The 22,697-nt window shown below is 38.7% G+C and carries 19 protein-coding genes and 1 tRNA gene; 11 read left to right on the plus strand and 9 right to left on the minus strand.

The window, feature by feature from the left end; genetic code table 11:
- The first annotated feature begins 5 nt into the window (after positions 1 to 5).
- Entirely contained in the window at positions 6 to 698 is a 693-nt protein-coding gene (locus tag AC27G3_RS13625; protein WP_487122418.1) for a hypothetical protein, read from the plus strand.
- A gap of 523 nt (positions 699 to 1,221) precedes the next feature.
- Here AC27G3_RS13625 and AC27G3_RS13630 read toward each other — a convergent pair.
- The 3 genes from AC27G3_RS13630 to AC27G3_RS13640 all read right to left on the minus strand — a co-directional run bounded on the left by AC27G3_RS13630 (position 1,222) and on the right by AC27G3_RS13640 (position 3,731).
- Entirely contained in the window at positions 1,222 to 1,461 is a 240-nt protein-coding gene (locus AC27G3_RS13630) for a hypothetical protein (RefSeq protein ID WP_487122420.1), read from the minus strand.
- A 115-nt stretch (positions 1,462 to 1,576) separates the two neighbouring features.
- On the minus strand, positions 1,577 to 2,812 hold the full coding sequence (locus tag AC27G3_RS13635) for a mechanosensitive ion channel family protein (protein ID WP_487122422.1): 1,236 nt from the start codon (positions 2,810 to 2,812) through the stop codon (positions 1,577 to 1,579).
- Between the two features lie 16 nt (positions 2,813 to 2,828).
- Positions 2,829 to 3,731, minus strand: coding sequence for an acyltransferase (locus tag AC27G3_RS13640; RefSeq protein ID WP_487122423.1), 903 nt, complete (start codon positions 3,729 to 3,731; stop codon positions 2,829 to 2,831).
- 465 nt (positions 3,732 to 4,196) lie between these two features.
- Between AC27G3_RS13640 and proB the strand changes: the two genes are divergently transcribed.
- On the plus strand, positions 4,197 to 5,306 hold the full coding sequence (gene proB, locus AC27G3_RS13645) for a glutamate 5-kinase (RefSeq protein WP_487122424.1): 1,110 nt from the start codon (positions 4,197 to 4,199) through the stop codon (positions 5,304 to 5,306).
- 22 nt (positions 5,307 to 5,328) lie between these two features.
- Here the strand turns inward: proB and AC27G3_RS13650 are convergent, their stop codons facing one another.
- From AC27G3_RS13650 to ilvC, 3 genes are all read right to left on the minus strand, one after another.
- Positions 5,329 to 5,727, minus strand: coding sequence for a Fis family transcriptional regulator (locus tag AC27G3_RS13650; RefSeq protein WP_487122426.1), 399 nt, complete (start codon positions 5,725 to 5,727; stop codon positions 5,329 to 5,331).
- A gap of 94 nt (positions 5,728 to 5,821) precedes the next feature.
- On the minus strand, positions 5,822 to 6,148 hold the full coding sequence (gene ppnP / locus AC27G3_RS13655; RefSeq protein ID WP_487122428.1) for a pyrimidine/purine nucleoside phosphorylase: 327 nt from the start codon (positions 6,146 to 6,148) through the stop codon (positions 5,822 to 5,824).
- A gap of 73 nt (positions 6,149 to 6,221) precedes the next feature.
- Positions 6,222 to 7,706, minus strand: a complete 1,485-nt coding sequence (gene ilvC / locus AC27G3_RS13660) for a ketol-acid reductoisomerase (protein WP_487122430.1) — start codon at positions 7,704 to 7,706, stop codon at positions 6,222 to 6,224.
- A gap of 182 nt (positions 7,707 to 7,888) precedes the next feature.
- Between ilvC and ilvY the strand changes: the two genes are divergently transcribed.
- Positions 7,889 to 8,770, plus strand: coding sequence for an HTH-type transcriptional activator IlvY (ilvY, locus tag AC27G3_RS13665; RefSeq protein WP_487122431.1), 882 nt, complete (start codon positions 7,889 to 7,891; stop codon positions 8,768 to 8,770).
- On the opposite strand, the gene AC27G3_RS13670 is transcribed toward ilvY, so the two are convergent.
- Positions 8,767 to 10,290 carry a YifB family Mg chelatase-like AAA ATPase gene (locus AC27G3_RS13670; RefSeq protein WP_487122432.1) on the minus strand — a complete coding sequence of 508 codons (1,524 nt, stop codon included), beginning with the start codon at positions 10,288 to 10,290 and terminating at the stop codon, positions 8,767 to 8,769. The genes ilvY and AC27G3_RS13670 overlap by 4 nt on opposite strands.
- Before the next feature lie 534 nt (positions 10,291 to 10,824).
- Between AC27G3_RS13670 and ilvG the strand changes: the two genes are divergently transcribed.
- The 4 genes from ilvG to ilvA are packed head-to-tail and all read left to right on the plus strand — an operon-like array spanning position 10,825 to position 16,220.
- Positions 10,825 to 12,489: an acetolactate synthase 2 catalytic subunit gene (gene ilvG / locus AC27G3_RS13675; RefSeq protein WP_487122434.1), complete on the plus strand. Its 1,665-nt coding sequence runs from the start codon at positions 10,825 to 10,827 to the stop codon at positions 12,487 to 12,489.
- Positions 12,489 to 12,731 (plus strand): acetolactate synthase 2 small subunit, encoded by a 243-nt coding sequence (ilvM, locus tag AC27G3_RS13680; protein WP_487122436.1) that lies wholly within the window; start codon positions 12,489 to 12,491, stop codon positions 12,729 to 12,731. Before ilvG ends, ilvM begins: the two co-directional genes overlap by 1 nt.
- A gap of 37 nt (positions 12,732 to 12,768) precedes the next feature.
- Positions 12,769 to 14,637 carry a dihydroxy-acid dehydratase gene (gene ilvD, locus AC27G3_RS13685; RefSeq protein ID WP_487122438.1) on the plus strand — a complete coding sequence of 623 codons (1,869 nt, stop codon included), beginning with the start codon at positions 12,769 to 12,771 and terminating at the stop codon, positions 14,635 to 14,637.
- Positions 14,637 to 16,220: a threonine ammonia-lyase, biosynthetic gene (ilvA, locus tag AC27G3_RS13690; protein WP_487122439.1), complete on the plus strand. Its 1,584-nt coding sequence runs from the start codon at positions 14,637 to 14,639 to the stop codon at positions 16,218 to 16,220. Before ilvD ends, ilvA begins: the two co-directional genes overlap by 1 nt.
- A 17-nt stretch (positions 16,221 to 16,237) precedes the next feature.
- Here ilvA and AC27G3_RS13695 read toward each other — a convergent pair whose 3' ends face one another.
- Positions 16,238 to 16,795, minus strand: a complete 558-nt coding sequence (locus tag AC27G3_RS13695; RefSeq protein WP_487122441.1) for a DUF1285 domain-containing protein — start codon at positions 16,793 to 16,795, stop codon at positions 16,238 to 16,240.
- 188 nt (positions 16,796 to 16,983) lie between these two features.
- On the opposite strand from AC27G3_RS13695, the gene AC27G3_RS13700 reads away from it, so the two are divergent.
- The 3 genes from AC27G3_RS13700 to AC27G3_RS13710 all read left to right on the plus strand — a co-directional run bounded on the left by AC27G3_RS13700 (position 16,984) and on the right by AC27G3_RS13710 (position 19,808).
- Complete coding sequence (locus AC27G3_RS13700) at positions 16,984 to 17,391, plus strand: rhodanese-like domain-containing protein (RefSeq protein WP_487122443.1); 408 nt, start codon at positions 16,984 to 16,986, stop codon at positions 17,389 to 17,391.
- Positions 17,392 to 17,630: 239 nt separating this feature from the next.
- On the plus strand, positions 17,631 to 19,565 hold the full coding sequence (locus AC27G3_RS13705) for an RNA-binding domain-containing protein (RefSeq protein WP_487122445.1): 1,935 nt from the start codon (positions 17,631 to 17,633) through the stop codon (positions 19,563 to 19,565).
- Positions 19,566 to 19,732: 167 nt separating this feature from the next.
- Positions 19,733 to 19,808, plus strand: a tRNA-His gene (locus AC27G3_RS13710).
- Between the two features lie 164 nt (positions 19,809 to 19,972).
- On the opposite strand, the gene AC27G3_RS13715 is transcribed toward AC27G3_RS13710, so the two are convergent.
- Entirely contained in the window at positions 19,973 to 21,409 is a 1,437-nt protein-coding gene (locus tag AC27G3_RS13715) for a M28 family peptidase (RefSeq protein ID WP_487122447.1), read from the minus strand.
- Positions 21,410 to 21,672: 263 nt separating this feature from the next.
- Here AC27G3_RS13715 and AC27G3_RS13720 point away from each other — a divergent pair.
- Positions 21,673 to 22,697, plus strand: a 1,025-nt coding sequence (locus AC27G3_RS13720) for a TonB-dependent receptor plug domain-containing protein (RefSeq protein ID WP_487122448.1), incomplete at its 3' end; no start/stop codon positions are given.

Raw genomic sequence — 22,697 nt, forward strand, 5'->3', positions numbered from 1 at the left:
GTTAAATGTTTTATAAAATTTTTGCAGCAACTGTTTTTGTTAGTTTAATTGGATTTAAAGCTAATGCTTCTGTACCTCCTTCTTGTGTTACAGGGCAGTCCGCGACTGGGTTGACAGCAGAAGCTCCAACTTATGTTGCCATAGGTATCTCGACACAATTTAAAGGAGACTATGATTTTTCTATACCTGCGGTAGATCAATGGGTTGTTTTTTATAATGATAAGACGGGTTATATGGGGGATGATTTAACTAACTGGGAAAGTAATGCTTATATCCATGAGACTTTTTCTTCTTCAGATCGAGGTGAAGCATGGTTTTGGGCTTTTGAAGATACTGACACCTTGGGTAATTCATGTTCAAAGGATAAATTTTATATTCAAAATCTACCTACTATTTCAAGTAATTACTCTGTAAGCGGGGGTCTTTCACTTCAAACAAGTTTTTGGGGAACTATTGATAATTATTCTGAAAGAGGACTAGCAAGTCAAGGACCGAAAATTACTTTGCGTTACAGCAATCTCGATACAGGCGATATATTTTACGCATATCCAACTTCTGAAAACTACACCTATTATCCAACATGTAAAGGGCAATATGAAATAGGGGCTACTATAAGTGATGGAAACTTTGCAAAATCACAAGTTATAGCTACGCGTGTATTTTACTCAGTAGGCAATTATTGCGGGATGCCGAACTGATATATTCAAACTAATAATGATAACAGTAGAGTATTATCATTTATACCCTACTGTAAATTTTAAACTTTAATTGGTGTAATGTATAAATTAGCATTTCTGTTTATCTGTGTATTCTACTTAAGTGGTTGTATTGTAGTGCCAGAAAGTAGTCAAGTAGACAAAAATAGTTGCAGTATGTCAACTAATAAGAAATATCTTAAAATAGTAAATTTTAATGATAATTCTACTACTTTTTATGAGTGGCAAGATGAGTTTTTTGCTATTGTTACGGTTCCTACATCAGCAATCGTATCTGGCACATATATAGCGATCAATAATGTTATCCACATTGGTGAAAAGTTTATAAAGTGTAATTAGTTCGACCAAGTCAACAATTTGATGATTGGGTGGGTTTATCCTATGAAATAAGTGGAACCAATCTTTACGTAATTCTTTAAGAAATAAGCTTATTTCTAACTCGTTCTAATTTAGAGATTTCGGCAAGGTGTATATCTTTCTTAGCACGAGTGATAGCGGTATATTATTAATTTTTTATACAAAGGGGAATATTCTTTAATATGACCTTATCAACCCCCGCCCATTTTTTAGCAATATCTCTTACAAATGGGGTACGCGAACTCCCCTTTTGACACAAAAATTCAGGGTATTTATTAATTGTAGGTTGTCTTGATGCCTCTTTAGCGACATAAATCCCCAGTTCTATTTGGTCATCTATAAATTTAGCAACATATTCAATATAAGTAACCAAAGTTTTTGGTTTCACTTTGGATTCTAAATAATTTAAAAACGATTGAAGGAGTCAATAGGAACGCCTTCTTTATTAAGAAGGCGTTATTCGACAACGTTAACAAGCTTAATTTAAAGGCATAAATAAAGCTCTATTTATGCCAATCATAACCTGTAGGATGTTGGAAAATTCGTAAATCGAAATGTGGCGCTATGGCAAATAGGTGATCAAAAATATCTGCTTGTATCGCCTCATAATTGACCCAGTTTTGATCATTACTAAAAAAATACAACTCTAAGGGTAATCCTGTCTCGGTGGCAGCCAACTGCCTTACCATGCAAGTTAACTGGCGGTGTACTTTGTCATGTTGATTTAAATAAGCATCAATGTAGGCTCGAAAAGTGCCGATGTTAGTGAGTTGTCTGGCATTAATGAGGGATTCTTGGCTGATATTTTTCTCTTTTTTATAGTTTTCAATAGCTAACTGCTTTTTTTCAAGGTACTCATTAATTAGCGTGATGCCCTTAAGTTGGTCTATTTTGTCTTGATCGTAAAAATGAATACTGGCTATATCAATAACTATGGTGCGTTTTATTCTTCTACCACCAGATTTGAGCATGTCACGCCAGTTTTTAAATGAACCACTAATTAAGGCGTAAGTGGGTACTGTAGTCACAGTTTTATCGAAATTTTGAATTTTAACCGTATTCAGACCAATTTCTAATACATCACCATCTGCGCCATATTGGGGAATTTCTACCCAGTCACCAGGAGCAACCATGCGATTTGCCGATATTTGAATACTGGCGACTAAGCCTTTAATTGTGTCTTGAAATACGAGTAGTAATACAGCCGTTAGAGCACCTAAACCACTTAACAGTAATATCGGTGACCGATCTAAAATATAAGACAATGCTAAAATTGTCGCCACTAAATATATTGCCAGTTTAATCACTTGTATCGCTGAATTTAATGGGATGTAACGATCTTTCGCTCTTTTGTGATAAATACTTTGAAAAACATTAAGTATCGAACTAACGGATTTCGCTACTTGAAAACAAATAGCGACCTTGGCAAAAACAATCAGAAATTTTGCCGTTGTTTCCTCTGGCGGTAATGCGAGAGGGATAAGAACAAGAATAATAATAAAAGGAATTAAAAAAACTAAATTTGTAAAAACATTATGCGTAAGTAATAAATCATCCCAAGTATTTTTAGTGCGTAGAATAATTTTATTCACTATTTTAAGTACTTCATACTTTGCTAAATAATAACTTAACGCAGCAATTAAAATGATAACAAAAGCACCAGATAATTCTGTTAATACTGGTAAATATTGAGCACTAACTCCTTGTTGGCTCAACCATGTTGATATAATTGCATTCATCTAAAATCCTTTTGATTTATTTGTTTTCTGCTTGTTGGGATAACCGTTCAATGGTTTCTTCTTTGTTTTGCCAAAGTTGGTTAACCCATTTTTGATACTGAATTTTGGTGGCTCTGTCGTTAAAATAATCACCTTTAAGGTTTTCATCGATTGCCATGGTTTCGATAACAACGTCAATATTTTTAACCTTACCAGAGATAAATTCGTTAAAGCTAGGAATTCCTTCAGGATAATAAATGGTGACATTGACAACGGTTGTTAAATACTCCCCCATGGCATCTAAAACAAAAGCAACACCTCCTGCCTTAGGTTTTAATAGGTGGGTATAAGGAGGTTGCTGTTTATCGTGCTTTGCTTGAGTAAAGCGAGTACCTTCAATAAAGTTCATAACACTCACTGGCTTGTATTTAAACTTCGCGCAAGACTTACGTGTAGTTTTAAGATCTTCGCCTTTTAAGTGGGGATTCTTTTTTAAAAAAGCTTGGCTGTGACGCTTCATAAATGGAAAATCCAATGCCCACCAGGCAATCCCTAACAAAGGCACGTAAATGAGTTCTTTTTTAAGGAAGAATTTTAGGAAGGGGATTTTATTATGTAAAATGCGTTGGAGTACCAAAATATCGACCCAGCTTTGATGATTACTAATCACCAAATACCATTGCGATAAGCTTAATTGCTCTAACCCTGTAACATTAATTTGAGTGCGGGTGAATATTTTCTGGTTCCATGTGTTAACGGCAACCCAGTTACTGGCCATTTGATCTAATAAAATACTGAATAATTTGCGTGAAAACGTTAGCGGGATAATAGCCTTTAGCAACGAGAAAATAATAATAGGTATTAACCAAAGAAGGGTATTTAATACATACAGTACAAAAGATATTTTGCCAGTCAGCGCAGCAGGTAAAAAACTAAACATTTGATGCTCTAAAGAAAAATTAATGGATTAAAACATGAATATTAAAGCTATTTAGCTTTTCTTTCAGTAACTAATTCTATTTTCACCAAGATATTCACTTCTTTTGAAAATAGATGTTTATAAATGATGCATATTAGTTACATTTTCTATAAAACAGGTATTTTTAATAATAAAAACTTAAAAGTAGATAATATAATTAGCAGAAGGCAACTAAAGATAAGGAACTCCGCGTAATTTAAATTTATGGGTAAAAAGTCAACAATTAATAACTTATGTACTTAAGTTGGCAATTGGATGAGTGCTTTATCTGTTACATATATGCAGTTTTAGATGATTCTCCATTAAAAGCATTAAAAATAGCAATCTAATCTATACAATCGTAAAAACTAAGTTGCAAATCTTCTTTATTTCAGTGATTCTTGATAGCTATAGCGGGCATGAAAAATGAGAGTTAGGGAATGGGATATGAACTTTAATCGAGTGGTAATAAAGGTTGGCAGCGCTTTAATTGCACCTGAAGGTAAAGGGTGTAGTGGCAAATATTTATTGGCAATTGCACGCTTTATTACCGAGTGTCACCAAGCAGGTAAAGAAGTTATTTTAGTCTCCTCGGGAAGTGTTGCTGCTGGACGGCAATTAATTCATCACGGTTCACCTAACCCTTCTATTGTCACTAAACAAGCGATGGCGAGTGTTGGTCAAATGAAAATGATGGCGAACTGGCAACGTTTTTTTGATGCGCCTTGCAGTCAATTGTTAATCACTCACGGTGATTTAAGAGATCGCCAACGTTATATCAATATTAAAAATACGTTACGCATTTTGCTTGAAAATAATGTGCTACCTATTGTTAATGAAAACGATACTGTGGCAACGGAGGAATTAAAAGTAGGCGACAATGATAATTTAGCCGCGTTAGTTGCGTTAGTATGCGAAGCCGACTGCTTAATTATTTTAAGTGACATTGATGGCTTGTATGATCAAGATCCCCGAACTAACCCAAACGCTACTTTATTGCCTGAGGTGGCTAAAATAACAGAGCAAATATATGCCATGGCAGGCTGTACTAACAATGTTATTGCTACAGGAGGCATGAAAACAAAAATTCAAGCGGCAGAAAAAGCGACAGAAAATGGTATCGATACTTTTATTGTCAACGGACACCGCAGTGAAGTATTTGAACGTTTGTTAAAAGGCGAAAACCCTGGAACGAGATTTATCGCTAGTCAAGCAGCAATAAAGGCTAAAAAACATTGGTTAAAACACACACTGACAAGTTGTGGTCAGGTGCGAGTTGACCAAGGCGCGGTTAATGCTTTGCTTAGCAAGGGAGCTTCGTTATTACCGTCGGGTATTAAATCGGTGCAAGGTGAGTTTTCAGCAGGCGCCTCAATCGATATTATCGATGATAAAACGGGTCAAATAATGGCGAAAGGAATTTGTCAGTACGGCGAGCGCGATTTAGACACTATTAAAGGATTAAAAACAGATAAAATTGAAAATGTACTCGGTTATTGTTCGAGTAAAGTGGTGGTGCATCGAGATGACATGGTTGTTATTTACCATAAGAGGTAGGATTTACTGACGGCGTTTATCTTTAGTGAGGAAAACGGTTATTTTTGCTCATTGGTTTTTGTTTGTCGGTTCGCAGTTTTAATCGATCTTCCCAAAGACCTCGATGCTCTCTTAAGCAAGACTCTTCACTATCAAAACGAACATTTTGACGCGCATTTTTTAAAACTACACCCACTTTAAGTAATTGTTTTTGAATTAACTTAATAAAGCTTTCATCTAGTTTTTTTTCTTTTAATGCGGCGACTTCGGCATCAATTTCAAACACACAAGTTACCATTAAGCTTGCTGGAAATTGCGTGTAATTCGCGCGGTGGGTTAACCAAATAAAGCCATCAATATTTTCTTTAGCTTGCTCGCAAGCCAAAGTTAATGCTTTACACACATTATCATCAATTTTTTTGGTGGTTTTATTCAGTTTCATTTTATTCAATACTTTTACACATAATAAGGTGTGACTCTAGAATACAATAAATAATACCAGAGTAAACGTTAGATTGAGCCACACCATATAAACACTAAGCGATATATGAACAACAGTAATCCGTTAATGTTTTGGCGCGCACCTTAAAAGAACTGTTAGCATCAACGTTAAACGATTGACCGCCTGTGATGGTTTGCCATTCTTCACTGCCCGCTAATAAAATATCAACATCCCCGGCGGTAATTTCCATCAGTTCTTTTTCTGCGGTAGCAAACTCATATTCACCTGCCATCATAATACCTAATGTTTTTACTGAACCGTCAGCAAAAGTCACTTTTCGGCTGGTGACTTTACCGTCAAAATAGACACTGGCGGCTCTAGTTATCGTTACATTAGTAAATTGTGAAGTTACGTCAGACATAGCTGTCCCCTAAATAGAAAAAATAAAAAAAGCTACCAAGGTTTAACTTGATAGCTTTACAAAATAGTGAGGCTTATTGGCCTGTTTCTACAATTTTCTTCATATCTGTCATGTAGCCACGTAATTCTTTACCAATAGTTTCAACACCGTGGCTGCGAATTGCTTCGTTAACTTCAATCAAGCGAGCGTTATCAACACCATTAGAAGTATCTTTGATTCCTTCGCCTAATTCTTCTAGTGTTAACTTGGTGCTAAAGTCTCTTAACAAAGGCACTGCTGCATGAGTAAATAAGTAGTTACCGTATTCAGCAGTATCAGAAATTACTACATTCATTTCGTACAGTTTGTTACGTGCAATACAGTTAGCGATTAATGGTGTTTCATGAAGTGATTCGTAATAAGCTGATTCTTCAATGATGCCTGCTGCAACCATAGCTTCAAACGCAAGTTCAACACCTGCCTTGATCATGGCAACAACAAAAATGCCTTTGTCGTAATATTCTTGCTCGGTAATTTCTACATCGCAATCTGGTGCTAATTCAAAGCTTGTTTCAGCTGTTTCTGCACGCCATGTTAATAAGTTAATATCATCGTTTGCCCAGTCAGCCATCATAGTTTCAGAGAAGCGACCTTCGATAATGTCATCCATGTGTTTTTCAAATAATGGACGTAAAATAACTTTTAACTCTTCTGACATATCAAACGCTTTAATTTTTGCAGGGTTTGATAAACGATCCATCATGTTAGTAATACCGCCGTGCTTCAAACCTTCAGTGGTTGTTGCTAAGCCATATTGTAGTAATTTACGAGCATAAGCTGCGTCCATGCCTTGAGCCACTAATTGCTCATGACCAAGTACTGCTGCTGTTTGTAACATGCCACATAAAATAGTTTGTTCACCCATTAAGTCAGACTTAACTTCGGCGATGAAAGAAGATTGTAAAACCCCTGCTCTGTCACCACCCGTTGCTGAAGCATAAGCTTTCGCTATGGCTAAGCCGTTACCTTGAGGATCGTTTTCAGGATGAACAGCGATAAGTGTTGGTACACCAAAACCACGTTTGTATTCTTCACGAACTTCAGTACCAGGACACTTAGGTGCAACCATGATTACCGTAATATCAGGACGAATTTGCATACCTTCTTCAACAACATTAAAACCGTGTGAGTAAGACAATGTAGAACCTTGCTTCATAAATGGCATTACTGCATTCACTGCAGAAGTATGCTGTTTATCGGGTGTTAAGTTTAATACTAAGTCGGCTTGAGGAATTAACTCTTCGTAAGTTCCTACAGTAAAACCGTTCTCAGAAGCCCACTGCCAAGATTGACGTTTTTCCGCAATGGCTGCGTCACGTAATGCGTAAGAGATGTTTAAACCTGAATCACGCATGTTCAAACCTTGGTTTAAACCTTGCGCACCACAACCAACAATTACGATGTTCCAATCTTTGATGAAGTTACAACCGTCTGCAAATTCTTCGCGTTTCATAAAACGACATTTGCCTAATTGGGCTAATTTTTCACGTAAACTTAAGGTATTAAAATAGTTGCTCATGGTGTTCTCCTGTCTCAACGACTTAGCGTTAAGAATAAATAGTAGCGTGTTAAATTGTCAGCGTGTCTGACGATGGAGCGATAATAAACTATCATTGATGTTGCTTAAAATGATATATTCGCATTACAGTGTTGCAAAAAACGCAATAACGAGTGTGTTATAGAATAAAGTGAGGAAAACCAATGGACTTTAAGTCATTACAAATGTTTCAGCATTTAAGTCAAAGCTTACATTTTGGTAAAACTGCTGAAGCTTTCCATGTGAGCCCTTCAACGTTGAGCCGTGCAATACAGCGCATGGAAGATGAAATTGGTTCGCCCTTATTGCATCGGGATAATCGCACCGTTGTGCTGTCTTCGTCAGGAGAGCAGTTACAAGTATTTGCTGAACAACAACTCGAACAATGGCATTTATTGAAGTTATCCCTGGATCAAAAACAGGCGCAACTTAAGGGCAAGTTGCATATTTACTGTTCAGTAACCGCAGCCTATAGCCATTTGCCTCCCTTGCTTGATCGCTTTAGACAACAACATCCACTAGTGGAAATTATGTTAACCACAGGTGATGCGGCAGATGCACTTGAGCAGGTGCAGCATCAAGCCGTAGATTTTGCTATTGCTGCCAAGCCAGATAACCTCTCTAGTAGTTTATACTTTCATCACTTGGCGCAAATCCCTTTAACGGTTATAGGACCTACTATCGCTTGCAGTGTGCAGCAGCAGCTCCAAGAAAAAACACTCGATTGGGCCAATATTCCGATTATTTTGCCTGAGCATGGTTCTGCCCGAAAACGTTTCGAGCAATGGTATCGAAAAAAACAACAAGGTAAGCCGACTATTTATGCCACTGTTTCGGGCCATGAAGCGTTAGTGAGTATGGTTGCCTTAGGTTGTGGAGTGGGTATTGCACCGAAAGTGGTTGTTGATAATTCACCCGTTAAAAATCGAGTGCAATATCTCCCTGCGGTAGGTGAAATAGCACCCTTTGAATTAGGTGTTTGTTGTTTAACTCAGCGTAAAGAGCAGCCGTTATTAAAAGCTTTTTTGCAAGCCATTAGCGATTAAACCGCGACCGCATTGGTTAAATGCCTAAATAATCTATCCATAGCGCGATATGACAACGCCTCAATAATGTGCTCATGGCCGATATCTTTTTGATTATCAATATCGGCAAGAGTACGGGCAATTTTTAAAATTTTATGGTGGGCTCGTGTCGACAAGCCTAACTTTTCAACCGCTAATTCAAGAAACTCATTGTCTGCATGACTTAATTGGCAATGAGCGCGTACTTCGCTACTTGCTAAATGCGCATTGGCCTTACCTTGACGTTCAATTTGTATGGCGCGACAAGCTAATACTCTGTTTTGTACTTCAGTACTCGACTCGCACATTTGTGTATCATTAGCCCACATACCTTTGGGTAATCGGGCCACCTCAATTTGAATATCTATGCGATCTAAAAATGGTCCAGACAAACGATTTAAATAACGTAAAACTTGTTCGGGGGTACTTCGGTTATCGTTATAAAAACCCGTTGGGCTAGGATTCATTGCAGCAATTAATTGAAACCGAGCAGGAAAAGTTTGCTTTTGCATCGCGCGAGAAATCGTTACTTCGCCTGATTCCATTGGCTCACGTAGTACATCTAACACTTTTCGTTCAAACTCGGGCAATTCATCAAGAAAAAGCACTCCGTTGTGCGCTAGAGAAATTTCGCCAGGCTTAGGTTGGCTACCACCGCCAACTAATGCGGCAGATGAAGCGGTGTGATGCGGCGCTCTAAAGGGACGAGTTAACCACGATTTGTCATTTATTTGCTGAAGGCTTATTGATTGTATTGCCGCAGTCTCTAGTGCCTCTTCTTCGCTCATTGGTGGTAAAATACCGGCTAACCGACTGGCTAACATGGTTTTCCCTGTACCTGGAGGACCAATAAAAAGTAAATTATGACTGCCACTAGCGGCAATCTCTAATGCGCGCTTTGCCAGAGGCTGCCCAATCACATCAGACATGTCTAATGCATTGTCACTGGCCATGTGCTCAATAGTTTTTTCTTCAACAAAAGGTAAAATATTTTGTCGTGCAAAATGAGAAAATAATTGCGTGAGATGTTCTATGGCGTGAATTTTTGCCTGTTTGACCCAACTAGCTTGTTCAGCATTTCCTTTGGCAATAATTAAGGTTCTACCTGCTTTACTGCATGCCATAGCCATAGGGATTTCACCAATAATAGCACGTAACTCTCCAGACAATGCTAACTCTCCGGCAAACTCATAGTCATGCAAATGTGTATTGGGCAGTTGGTCTGACGCGGCTAAAATACCGACAGCAATTGGCAAATCAAACCGTCCTCCTTCTTTGGGTAAATCAGCTGGCGCTAAATTAACGGTAATGCGCTTGGCAGGAAATTCGTAACCACAATTGAGAATGGCACTGCGAACTCTATCTTTAGATTCTTTGACGGAGGCTTCAGGTAAGCCAACAATATTAAAAGCAGGTAATCCATTGGCTAAATGTACTTCAACATTAACCAAAGGGGATTCAAGGCCGACGCGTGCACGGCTATATACGGAGGCGAGTGACATAAAATTCCATTTTAATTATTTAATAACAAGTCCTTGTTCAAGTATAGTAAGTGATTGTTAAAAGAGCGAATGTTTGAGTTTTATTTTACCGCTTATAACTATTTTCTGGATAAGCCTAGGAAAAACTATAATAAAAAGCCTTGCTCGAAGTATTAGAGCTATGGTACTAATTTAAATAGGCAAGTAACTCGCCATTCAATTTAAGACAAATAGTGACTAACTATTTAGAAAAAACAGGTAAATATGCAAAATTTTAGCTCGACTATTCTTTTTATTAAGAATTCTGCGATTATTAACATTCTCGTCGTGGTGATTATTAAATCATCGCGAGGTTGTTTGTTGAGCTAAGAAAATAGCAAAAAATTAAAAACAAACCCTCGCTCTGAAAAGAACGGGGGTTTTGTCGTTTTATGACACTTGAAATCTTACGTTTACGTAAACTTACTGAATTGGTTTATTTAAATTATTTATAAATAACAGGAGACTACTGTTTAGCATCAAAAAATATGTGATGTTCAGCAGTTAGGAATTAAAATGGTTAGTGAAAAGAAGCACACAGGCGGATCATTATTGTTCGATATATTGCAACAGCACGGTGTTCAACACGTGTTCGGTTACCCCGGTGGTGCAATAATGCCGATTTACGATGCTTTATGTCATAGCGATGTACAACATTTTTTATGTCGACATGAGCAAGGTGCGGCATTTTCAGCGGTAGGCTACGCTCGTGCTTCAGGGAAAGTAGGTGTATGTTTAGCAACGTCGGGACCAGGAGCCACTAATTTAATTACGGGCCTAGCCGACGCATTAGCCGATTCTATACCTGTTGTTGCTATTACCGGACAAGTGCCAACTTCAGCGATGGGTTCTGATGCCTTTCAAGAAATAGATGTCTTTGGCTTATCATTGGCATGTACAAAACACTCTTTTCAAGTAACTGATATAAACGATTTACCAAAAGTATTACATCAAGCCTTTGCTATTGCCCTTGAAGGTCGACAAGGTCCTGTTCTTGTCGATATTCCTAAAGATATTCAATTAGCTGAAATAACATGTACGTTGGAAGATTTATCGCAGTTAAAAAACAAAGTTAAACTCCCTCCTGCCAATGTTGGTAGTGCGTTAGCGCTTTTGAGTCAGGCAAAGAAACCAGTCTTGTACGTTGGTGGTGGTGTTGGCATGGCTAATGCGGTTGACGAATTAAGAGAGTTCGCTCAATTAACGAAATTACCAAGCGTTTCTACATTAAAAGGTTTAGGTGCAATAGATCCTAACGATGAAAATTATCTTGGCATGTTAGGTATGCATGGTACTAAAGCAGCTAACTTAGCTGTGCAAGAATCGGATTTATTAATTGCTGTAGGTGCACGTTTTGATGACCGTGTAACAGGTAAGCTAGATGAGTTTGCTCCACACGCTAAAATTATTCATTTTGATATAGATACCGCTGAAATTAATAAACGTAGAAACGTTGATGCTGCCATTTTAGGTGATTTAAAAGTTAACTTACCTGCCTTAGCTATTCCGTTATCTATTGCTGATTGGCAACAGAAATGTCAACAAATGAGTAAAGAATTTGGTTGGGATTACAACCATCCCGGTGAAACTATCTTTGCCCCTGCAGTGTTAAAAGAAATTAGCGATAAAATGCCAGACAATAGCTGTATAACAACAGATGTTGGTCAACATCAAATGTGGGCAGCACAGCATATGTTATTTAACGATCCGAGTAACTTTCTGACCAGTGGTGGTATGGGCACCATGGGCTTTGGTATTCCAGCAGCCATAGGCGCACAAATTAGTCGACCTAAAGATTGTGTTATTGCGGTATCAGGCGATGGGTCTTTCATGATGAATGTCCAAGAGCTGTCAACAATAAAACGCTTTCAAATACCGGTGAAAATCGTGTTAATTGATAACGGAAAGTTAGGCATGGTACGCCAATGGCAAGATTTGTTTTTTGAAGGACGTTTAAGTGAAACGGATTTATCAGACAATCCAGACTTTGTAATGCTTGCTACCGCTTTTGATATTAAAGCCAAAGAAATTACTAAAAAAGAACAAGTTACCGCGGCTATTGAAGAAATGCTCGACCATAATGGTCCTTATTTATTACAAGTTAAAATTGATGCGCAAGATAATGTTTGGCCGTTGGTGCCACCCAATACTGCCAATGATCAAATGATGGAGAAAAGCTAATGCATTGTTACCAATTAGCCATACAAGTAGACGATAAACAAGTGGTACTTGAACGTATTTTACAAGTGACCCGTTATCGTGGTTTTCTCATTGATGGCATCACCGCTAAAGTGAATACTGGCACCCATATTGGCTATATCGAATTACTAGTAAGAAGTGATCGCCCTATTGAGCTTTTAGTGGATCAAATTAATAAACTTATCGATATCAAAGACGTAAAAGTTACGAGTAGTGCTGCCTAATCGCACTAAAAAATAATATAAATTGGAATAAAAAATCATGCCTAAATTAAGATCAGCAACTTCTACACAAGGCCGCAATATGGCCGGTGCTCGAGCCCTTTGGCGTGCAACAGGCATGACCGATGGCGACTTTGGTAAGCCAATTGTTGCAGTAGTCAACTCATTCACACAATTTGTTCCAGGACATGTTCATTTAAAAGACATGGGTCAGTTAGTGGCAGGCGCTATTGAAAAAGCTGGCGGTGTAGCTAAAGAATTTAACACAATTGCCGTGGATGATGGTATTGCCATGGGCCACAGCGGTATGTTGTACAGCTTACCATCGCGAGATTTAATCGCTGACTCAGTAGAATACATGGTAAACGCTCATTGCGCCGATGCCATGGTATGTATTTCGAACTGCGATAAAATAACTCCGGGCATGTTAATGGCGGCTATGCGTTTAAACATACCGGTAATTTTTGTCTCAGGTGGACCAATGGAAGCTGGGAAAACTAAGCTTTCTGATCAAATCATTAAACTCGATTTAGTGGATGCGATGATTCAAGGTGCAGATCCAGAAGTGACTGATAAGCAATCAGATCAAGTGGAACGCTCAGCTTGTCCTACTTGTGGCTCTTGTTCGGGTATGTTCACCGCGAATTCAATGAACTGTTTAGCTGAAGCGCTAGGTTTAGCACTTCCAGGAAACGGCTCTATGTTGGCGACCCATGCTGATCGCGAGCAGTTATTCTTAAAAGCGGGCGCACAAATTGTTGAGCTAACAAAACGTTACTACCAAGATAACGACGAGTCTGCATTACCTCGTAATATCGCCAATAAAGACTCTTTTTCTAATGCTATGTGTCTTGATATTGCGATGGGCGGCTCTACTAATACCATTTTGCACCTACTTGCTACAGCCCAAGAAGCTGAAATAGATTACACCATGGAAGACATGGATAAACTATCTCGCATTGTGCCACAGTTATGTAAAGTTGCTCCATCAACACCGAAATATCATATGGAAGATGTGCATCGAGCAGGTGGTGTTATTGCTATTTTAGGTGAGTTAGCACGCGCAAACTTACTGAAAACGGATGTGCCTAATGTCTTAGGGACCACGCTAGCAGATGTTATTGCCAAGTATGATATCACGCAGACTAATGATGAAGACGTTAAAAAATTCTACCGAGCAGGCCCTGCTGGTATTCGCACAACAAAAGCATTTAGCCAAGATTGTCGCTGGGATACTTTAGACGATGACCGAGAAAATGGCTGTATACGTAACATTGATAACGCATTTTCAACAGAAGGTGGCTTAGCGGTACTTTCAGGCAACATTGCCGTTGACGGCTGTGTTGTTAAAACCGCAGGTGTGAGCGACGATAACTTAACCTTTACCGGCCCAGCCCATATATTTGAAAGCCAAGATGCTGCTGTAGCAGGAATTTTAGACAAAAAAGTGGTAGCTGGCGAAGTCGTTGTTATTCGTTACGAAGGTCCTAAAGGCGGGCCCGGTATGCAAGAAATGCTTTACCCTACCACTTATTTAAAATCTATGGGATTAGGTAAAGCGTGTGCATTGTTAACCGATGGGCGTTTCTCAGGTGGTACTTCTGGTTTATCTATTGGTCATGTCTCTCCTGAAGCAGCTGATGGCGGCACTATTGGCTTAGTTGAACAAGGCGATATTATTCATATTGATATTCCTTCTCGAGAAATTACCCTGCAAGTACCAGAAGCCGAGCTTGAAGCTCGTCGCGCAGCCATGGCAGCAAAAGGTCGTGATGCTTGGAAGCCAGTAGATCGTGTTCGCCCGATTAGTTACGCACTTAAAAACTATGCAATGTTGGCGACAAGTGCCGACAAAGGCGCAGTAAGAAACAGAGCATTACTTGACGGCTTTGATGACGGTGATAAGTAATGACACAAGAAGAATCTCAAGAAGTGATTGAAGGGCATGAGCTTGCTCTAGATTACTTGCGTAAAATATTATTAGCACCAGTTTACGATGTTGCCGTTGAAACAGAGTTAACGCCGTTAACTAAGTTATCGACGCGTTTGGGTCATCAAATTTCGCTGAAACGCGAAGACCAACAACCTGTACATTCATTTAAATTACGCGGCGCTTATAACAAGCTTGCTAATTTACCTGAAACACAATGTATTCATGGGGTAATTGCCGCTTCGGCAGGCAATCATGCCCAAGGTTTAGCGTTAGCTGCGAATAAGTTAGGTATTAATGCCACTATAGTTATGCCCATTACCACACCTGATATTAAGGTGGATAATGTGCGTCGCTTTGGTGCTGAGGTTCGACTTATAGGTAAAAGCTTTAATGAAGCGCAAGCCGCTTCTGTGCGATTTGCTCAAGAAGAAAGCAAAACTTTAATTCATCCATTTGATGATGTTGATGTAATTGCAGGGCAAGGCACAGTAGCTAAAGAGTTACTTCAACAACAACCGAACAGTGAAGTTGTCTTTATTCCTGTTGGTGGTGGTGGCTTATTAGCGGGCATGGCGGTTTACTTAAAACAGTTAAAGCCAGGTATTAAAGTTATTGGAGTTGAATCTGAAGATTCGGCATGTTTAAAAGCCGCGCTAACTGCTGGTAGCCCTGTTGACCTAGAGCAAGTTGGGCTATTTGCCGATGGTGTCGCTGTGAAGCGTATTGGCGAGAAAACCTTTGGCTTAATTCAGCGCTATTGTGATGAAGTTATCACAGTAACTACCGATGAAATTTGTGCCTCAATCAAAGACATTTTTGAGCAAACTCGCGTAATTGCAGAGCCTGCAGGCGCTTTATCATTAGCGGGCTTACAAAAATATTGTCAACAACAAGCAGCTGAAAATCAATCAAGCAGTGAGTCGTTAGTGGCAATACTATCTGGCGCGAATATGAATTTTCATAGCTTGCGCTATGTTTCAGAGCGCTGTGAGTTAGGCGAGAAAAAAGAAGCCGTACTCGCGGTGACTATTCCTGAAGAAAAAGGCAGCTTTCGTCATTTTTGTCAGACGTTAGGCGGCAGAGTGATCACTGAATTTAATTACCGTTACGCAGGGAAAAATGCTAACGCTAACACACCCGCCAATATATTTGTCGGTGTGCGTTTAGGGGGCGAAACGAACGAACGACAACAATTAGTTTCATCCTTAGTTGATGCTAAGTATCAAGTGGATGATTTCACTGATAACGAAATGGCGAAACTGCATGTTCGCTACATGATTGGCGGTCAAAAGCCCGCGTTGTTGGAAGAGCGTTTATTTAGCTTTGAATTTCCAGAATACCCTGGCGCGCTAGAGAAATTTTTAGACACCTTAGGAGAACATTGGAACATTACCTTATTTCATTACCGGAATCACGGCGCAGCATTTGGCCAAGTATTAGCGGGGTTTGAAGTGAGTAATGAACAACAAGCAGACTTCTTTGAGCACTTAGAAGCCCTTGGTTATCAATGGCATGAAGAAACCGATAACAGTGCGTATCAAGCATTTTTAACTGCGTAGCTCGTAGGGCTTTAGAGCTATTCTATACACCCTAAACTAAACACATGATCGGCACTGATAAATTGTAACTCAGTGCCTTTATCTGTTTTAACTTCTTTGGCTAAATCTACCCACTGGTAATAAACATTTCGGTGAACTTTAGCCAGTAAATTTCGACGGACATTAACATACATTTCCCCCGTTGGAGTCACGGTTAATGGGTGGTCACTATCCAAGATGAATTCATCATCTAAGTTGGTACTTACTACCATTTTATCTTTTGTTTCATCTAACCATTTCCATTGGGTTAACACAAAAGGTGCATCGTCTACCGTTATCTTTATTTTCTCAACTGGGGTAACTAAAAAGTATGTGTCACTCTCGGCTGTAACTTCTTTTAATAACACTGAAGAAAGCAGCTTAACCAAAGACAAGCGTTTAAAAATAGTCCCGCCATAATACCAATCACCATTGGCTTTTATTTGCAGATCAATTTCGCCACAATAAGGTGGATTCCAGGATTCTATCGGCGGCAGTTTTTTCTCTTTAGTATGTGAGTGTTTAGTTAATTGAGAGCTTATTTTATCTAAAGACATTGCTACAACCTGTATGAGAGTGAATAAATAACACGCTAACTTAAAGCTTACATTAGCTTTTACTACTGGCATCAATTATATTGAAGTATAGTCTTAAATATTATCACACAGTTTACATACCTGCAGTTGATCAACCATTAAATACTAATGAAGAAATGAAACTCATTATGAGTTATTGAGGATAAACAATGTTTAAAATAAAACAATTACTAGCGCTAATGTTAAGTTTATTTATTTCGCTAAGTTATGCCAACAGCACTAAAGAGATTTCACAAGAAGCATTGCAGAGTCTTATTGACAAGAAAGTGAGTGATGTAATTGTGTTAGATGTGCGCTCCGTCGAAGAGTTTAACGAGGGACATATTCAAGGCGCTGTTAATATGAGCTATGACATCATTAACGAAAATTTAATTCAATTGAGGCAATATAAAGATAACAAAGTGGTTGTCTATTGTCGTTCAGGACGTCGCGCTGCAATAGCTGAAAGAATTTTAGCCGCCAACGGTTTTCATGATTTACACCATTTAACTGGCGATATGAACGCTTGGGTTGAGGCCGAATTGCCAGTTTATAACAGTAAAGGCCTTATCAAATAAGTTAGCACGGGCGAGGATGACGATATAGGCTATTATTAATATGAAATTGTTTAATTAAAAAATTAAATTTTTCTTGTCAATCTACGGCTAAATGCATTGATTAACAAGACAATGTGGAAAAAGTAGGATTTACTCGTAGAGGAATATAGGTTATTACTTTCAGATACAATAATTTACCTGTAAATGTCTGGTATTTCTTTTACAATAGTTTTAGTGAATTTAATTAAAAATTATCTGATATGCCTGACTTTGTCCTAAATAACACATCTGACATAGCTCTTTTACAAGAGAACTCTGAAGTAGAATGCAAACTTGCTTCTGGCAAGGATGGTAAAGGTGCGGTGCCTAATGATATGTGGGAGAGTTATAGTGCATTCGCCAATACCCGAGGAGGTGAGATACTACTTGGGATCAAAGAAAAGAAAGGTCATTTTACGGTTGAAGGTATCAAGAATCCTGCACCTTTGGTCAAAAGTATTTGGGATATAATTAATAATCCTCAAAAAGTTAGCCATAACTTACTTAGTGAAAATGATGTAAGAATTGAATCCATTGATGGAAAGAAAATTATTAGGATTGTTGTGCCGCGTTCACCAAGAGAGCTGCGCCCCATATATATTAATAACAATCCACTGTCTAGTACCTATGTCAGACGGCATGAAGCTGATCAGAAATGTTTACCTGATATCGTAAACAGAATACTTGCCGAACGCGAAGATGTGCGTGACAACCGTATTTTAGAAGGATTTGGTTTAGAAGATGTAGATCCAGAAACCCTACGAATATATCGTCAAATGTTTGTTGATGCTAAACCACAAGGGCATCCATTTCTAGAGCAAGATACGGCTGGCTTTTTACGCAGCATTAAGGCATGGCGAAAAGAGAGAAATAGCCAAAAAGAAGGGTTAACTTTAGCTGGATTAGTTATGTTTGGTACTTGGGATGCTATCCAAGATGCACTCCCTAACTATTTTGTTGACTACCAAGAGAAGGATGATAGTTCACATCGATGGGTTGATCGTGTTTTTCCTGACGGTTCTTGGTCGGGTAATATATTTGATTTCTATCGAAAGGTTTACCGTAAGCTCACTGAGAATTTGAAAGTTGGTTTTCAACTTGTCGATGGTCAACGTATTGATGATACTCCTGCCCATGAAGCGATTCGTGAAGCTCTCGTTAATACACTGGCTCATGCAGATTTCACTAGTGACAGTTCTTTACTTATAGAGAAACATCCTGATTTTATTGGCTTTCGTAACCCTGGATTGATGCGTGTTCCCGTTAAAGATGCTATTGCTGGTGGTGATAGTCTTTGTCGAAATCCTGCAGTACATCAAATGTTTTTAAACATTGGCTTAAGTGAGAAAGCAGGCTCTGGTGTACCTAAAATTTACAGTAACTGTAGAGCTCAAAAGTGGCAAACACCTAATTTATATGAGAAGGATGACCCTGAGCAAACATTACTAGAACTACGAATGGTGAATCTAGTATCAGAAGAGATGCATACAAAGTTAATTGAATTATTTGGTGCTAAATACAAAGAACTAAGCGAATTAAAACGTTCTATTTTAATAACTGCCGCAACCGAGTCATGGTTTAATCATGATAGAATTAGTGCTTTGACATCAGCTCATACTAGAGATATTACTTTAGCATTATCAAATTTGGTGAAAGCTGATTATCTTACATCTTCTGGTGTACATAAAGACAAAATCTACCATATAAAGGGTATAGAAATTCCTACACCTGATAATGAAGCAGGTAAGAACATAACTTTTATTTCATCACCAGACTTAAGCCAGTTGTCATTATTTTCTGAAAGCCCGGAGCTTGAATTTGAAAGCCCGGGGTTGGAATCTGAAGACCCGGGGTTCTCCTTAGGAGCTCCGGGTCTTCAAGAGAAGAAGTTATGGCAAGAACTATTAGATATTGCAGCACCTATCCGTGATGGTAGCTACAGAGCAAAGCGGGATGACATAGAAACAACTATAATAGCGTTATGCGATAAGTCTGGAGATAAGTATCTTAAGCTTGCCCAGCTAGCTAAATTGCTTGGTAGAAATACTGATACATTAAGAAAGAGCTATTTAAGTCCAATGTTAAAAAGTCAACAATTAGAGTTAGCCTACCCATCGACACCAAGCCATCCAGGACAGGGATATAAAGTGAAATAGATAATCAGTAGTAGGTTAATTAGTTGCACAAATACTGCAAAGTACAAATATTAGTATATAAATGCCGTAAAAAGCGAAGATTTTTCTTGTCAATCTACGGCTAAATGCAATATACTCCTCGCGCTTTCCCGTCATCGACAGGAAGCGCATATTTAGTATACTCAGTGGTGGCTATAGCTCAGTTGGTAGAGCCCCGGATTGTGATTCCGGTTGTCGAGGGTTCAAGTCCCTTTAGCCACCCCATTTTTCCTTTAAAACATCTTTTAGATTATTCTCACTATAATAGTCAGCACTTTTCTGTCTTTGTTAAGCCGAGCTCAGGTTATTTACGTATTGAAGCTAATTAGATTTAATTAGCTTCATATATTCAATTTTCAGTTGATGTCTTAATCTAATTCAATGGTATTTTATTCGTAACCACCAAAAGAACCAGCAGGACCAGGGAAAACAACAGGGCTTTCAAAACCATCTTTAGCGACACTGCTGACACCAAAGAAATAGTTATCAATAACAATGTTTTTCAGTTCAAACTCAGTAATATCACCTACATATTGACTATGTGTCCATGTTGGTTCGGTGGTCAAACGCCAATGTACGCGATAGCCAGCTAAGTTTTTTGCCATATTTCCTGTTGGACGCTGCCATTTTAACGTTGTTGAAGCTTTTACCGCCCCCGATATTTGAGTATTCGCTGGTGGTGGTGGTGCCCAAGCCATTGCTGCCATAGTAACAGCATTTAACGATGTTAATTTAGCATTAAAATCGAAATCGACACCCGAAAGCACATCACCATACGCTCGACCATTCTCTGTTCGAATGTCTTGATGTTGGCGGTCGTAGTGCTCATTCGTTTCCATAATGCGCACTGCAGGATAACCTTCGGCATTAAATGGACGATGATGTCCGCCACGGCCAAACCTATCCAATCGGTACACCATCATAACGTCTAAATTAGGGATATACTGATCGGCAATTTGATCAATATATCGAGCAACATTTCGTGAAGGAGAGTCGACTTCACCACCAGTGAATCTGCGCTTTTTAGCCTCTGCTGGTGTTTCAACGAATCGAACTCCCTCAGAAAACACCCTTGCAGTTGTATTATTAATGACGCCATTAATACCAGAAATATTACCAATCATGTCATTATTAATAACCGCCTCAACTCGCCAGCCTTCTTTTTTAGCAATGCCAGCCATAATTTTTCCACCAAATAAACCTTGTTCTTCACCTGATAAAGCCGCATATACCACAGTACCGGCAAATTTATGTTGTGATAGCACCCTGGCCGCTTCAATAACCCCTGCTACACCTGTAGCATTATCATTCGCTCCCGGTGATGCACTCGTGTAGTCAAGAGGGTCAGTCACTCTAGAATCAATATCACCAGACATAACGACATAACGATTGGGATCTAATTCGCCTCGCTGAATTGCAATAACATTCACCACCTCGGTCGGTTCAGGAATTCGCTTTTCTCCAGAAAAGGTTTGTTTTTGATAAATAACTTCTAGGCAACCACCACATTGTGCTGAAATCTTTTCAAATTCTGCTTTAATCCAACGACGCGCTGCACCAATTCCTTGCGTATCTGATTTCGTTTCAGACAACGTGTGTCGAGTGCCGAAACTCACTAGTTTGGTGACATCTCTTTTCAGTCGTTCTGCGCTGACTTGTTGCTGTATGTCGCGTAATATCAACTGCTCATTCGGTGGAACAATTGTTGTTGATGCCAATGTTGGTGAAATAATAAATAGCGATAAAAGCCCTAAACTTTTGGAAGATACAAAAGATAAATAGGGTGAAAAGATGGATTTAATCTGCTTTCTTACACCGATAAACATATTGATGGCCTATATTAATTATTATAATGTCGTGAAAAGATTATCACATTCTGTATTATTCGCGAGTTAAGTGAACGTGAAAATATAACCACCTAACTCGCTAGCAATTATCATTGATAAATTCTCCTCCTCATCTAGTAACCCTTATTAAATTGCAGAAATTCAATTTGAAGTAAACAGTTATTGGTAATGGGAAACTTTATTAAATGGAGTTACTAGGTTAATGTTAAGTAATTACACGATCACCTTACCCGAGTAGCCTTATGCCAAAAGCAGTTCGTGGCTTATTTCTGTGTTTAATGAGTGTTTTTGTTTTACCTAGCTTTGCTCAAAGTAGCAATGAATCACTTGAAATTATTGAAGTAACCGCACAAAAACGCATTCAATCGGTACAAGAAGTACCCATGTCAATAACGGCAATATCTGCTAATTCTCTTGCTGTAAATCAAATAACTCAAGCAAGTGGCGTAACAACATTAGTACCAAATGTTAACGCGACGCGCTCTGTTAGTGGTATGAGTAATTACTTTATTCGTGGCGTTGGTATGGATGACTTTAATCTTTCATCTGTTCCTGCAGTTGGTCTTTATTTAGATGACGTGGCAATTAATAACCCGATGTTAGCGAATTTTGCGTTATACGATATTCATCGCGTTGAAATCCTGAAAGGTCCTCAAAATACGCTTTATGGTAAAAATACCACAGGTGGTGCGATCAATTTTATTTCTAATCCTGTAATGCTCAATGAAGAAATCTCTGGCTACGGCACAGCCACTTTAGGTAATTATAATCAACAAAATTTAGAAGGTGCGATAAATACACAACTTACTGAGAAACTCTTTCTGCGTGTTTCTGCTTTTTCAAAGCAGCGAGATGGTTTAGTCACAAGTGAAATTGCAGGTAACAACACAGAGTATAATGACATAGACCAATACGGTTTACGTGCCAAGTTGGCTTACCAGTTCAATGATCAAATTAAGCTCTACATGAGTTTATATGGGGGTAAGCAAGCACAAATAGCCGAAGTTAAAACGGCAATGAATGCCGAAGAGGGTGAGCAGATCATTAAGCTAAGCAATGTAGATTTAACCACGAACTATTCATCCATCATCAACCCTCCTAATGATATAGACGCCTTAGGAGGATATTTTAAAATTAACGTGACTCAACCGAGTTATATTTTTAATGCGATAACCTCTTTTGAACAAGTGGAATCAAAACGTATGGACGATTGGGGAAGTCAGCAAGTCCCTTCTACGATGTATCAAGTATTTACCTATAACTCAAC

Source organism: Colwellia sp. SU-HH01217 (genome assembly GCF_057543495.1).

Coding starts and splice junctions, on each gene's coding strand:
- ilvG (WP_487122434.1), top strand. CDS start 10,825: ATGGTTAGTGAAAAGAAGCACACAGGCGGATCATTATTGTTCGATATA.
- ilvC (WP_487122430.1), bottom strand. CDS start 7,706: ATGAGCAACTATTTTAATACCTTAAGTTTACGTGAAAAATTAGCCCAA.
- ilvD (WP_487122438.1), top strand. CDS start 12,769: ATGCCTAAATTAAGATCAGCAACTTCTACACAAGGCCGCAATATGGCC.
- ppnP (WP_487122428.1), bottom strand. CDS start 6,148: ATGTCTGACGTAACTTCACAATTTACTAATGTAACGATAACTAGAGCC.
- AC27G3_RS13715 (WP_487122447.1), bottom strand. CDS start 21,409: ATGTTTATCGGTGTAAGAAAGCAGATTAAATCCATCTTTTCACCCTAT.
- ilvY (WP_487122431.1), top strand. CDS start 7,889: ATGGACTTTAAGTCATTACAAATGTTTCAGCATTTAAGTCAAAGCTTA.
- AC27G3_RS13635 (WP_487122422.1), bottom strand. CDS start 2,812: ATGAATGCAATTATATCAACATGGTTGAGCCAACAAGGAGTTAGTGCT.
- ilvM (WP_487122436.1), top strand. CDS start 12,489: ATGCATTGTTACCAATTAGCCATACAAGTAGACGATAAACAAGTGGTA.
- AC27G3_RS13705 (WP_487122445.1), top strand. CDS start 17,631: ATGCCTGACTTTGTCCTAAATAACACATCTGACATAGCTCTTTTACAA.
- AC27G3_RS13700 (WP_487122443.1), top strand. CDS start 16,984: ATGTTTAAAATAAAACAATTACTAGCGCTAATGTTAAGTTTATTTATT.
- AC27G3_RS13695 (WP_487122441.1), bottom strand. CDS start 16,795: ATGTCTTTAGATAAAATAAGCTCTCAATTAACTAAACACTCACATACT.
- ilvA (WP_487122439.1), top strand. CDS start 14,637: ATGACACAAGAAGAATCTCAAGAAGTGATTGAAGGGCATGAGCTTGCT.
- AC27G3_RS13670 (WP_487122432.1), bottom strand. CDS start 10,290: ATGTCACTCGCCTCCGTATATAGCCGTGCACGCGTCGGCCTTGAATCC.
- AC27G3_RS13640 (WP_487122423.1), bottom strand. CDS start 3,731: ATGTTTAGTTTTTTACCTGCTGCGCTGACTGGCAAAATATCTTTTGTA.
- AC27G3_RS13650 (WP_487122426.1), bottom strand. CDS start 5,727: ATGAAACTGAATAAAACCACCAAAAAAATTGATGATAATGTGTGTAAA.
- proB (WP_487122424.1), top strand. CDS start 4,197: ATGAACTTTAATCGAGTGGTAATAAAGGTTGGCAGCGCTTTAATTGCA.
- AC27G3_RS13625 (WP_487122418.1), top strand. CDS start 6: ATGTTTTATAAAATTTTTGCAGCAACTGTTTTTGTTAGTTTAATTGGA.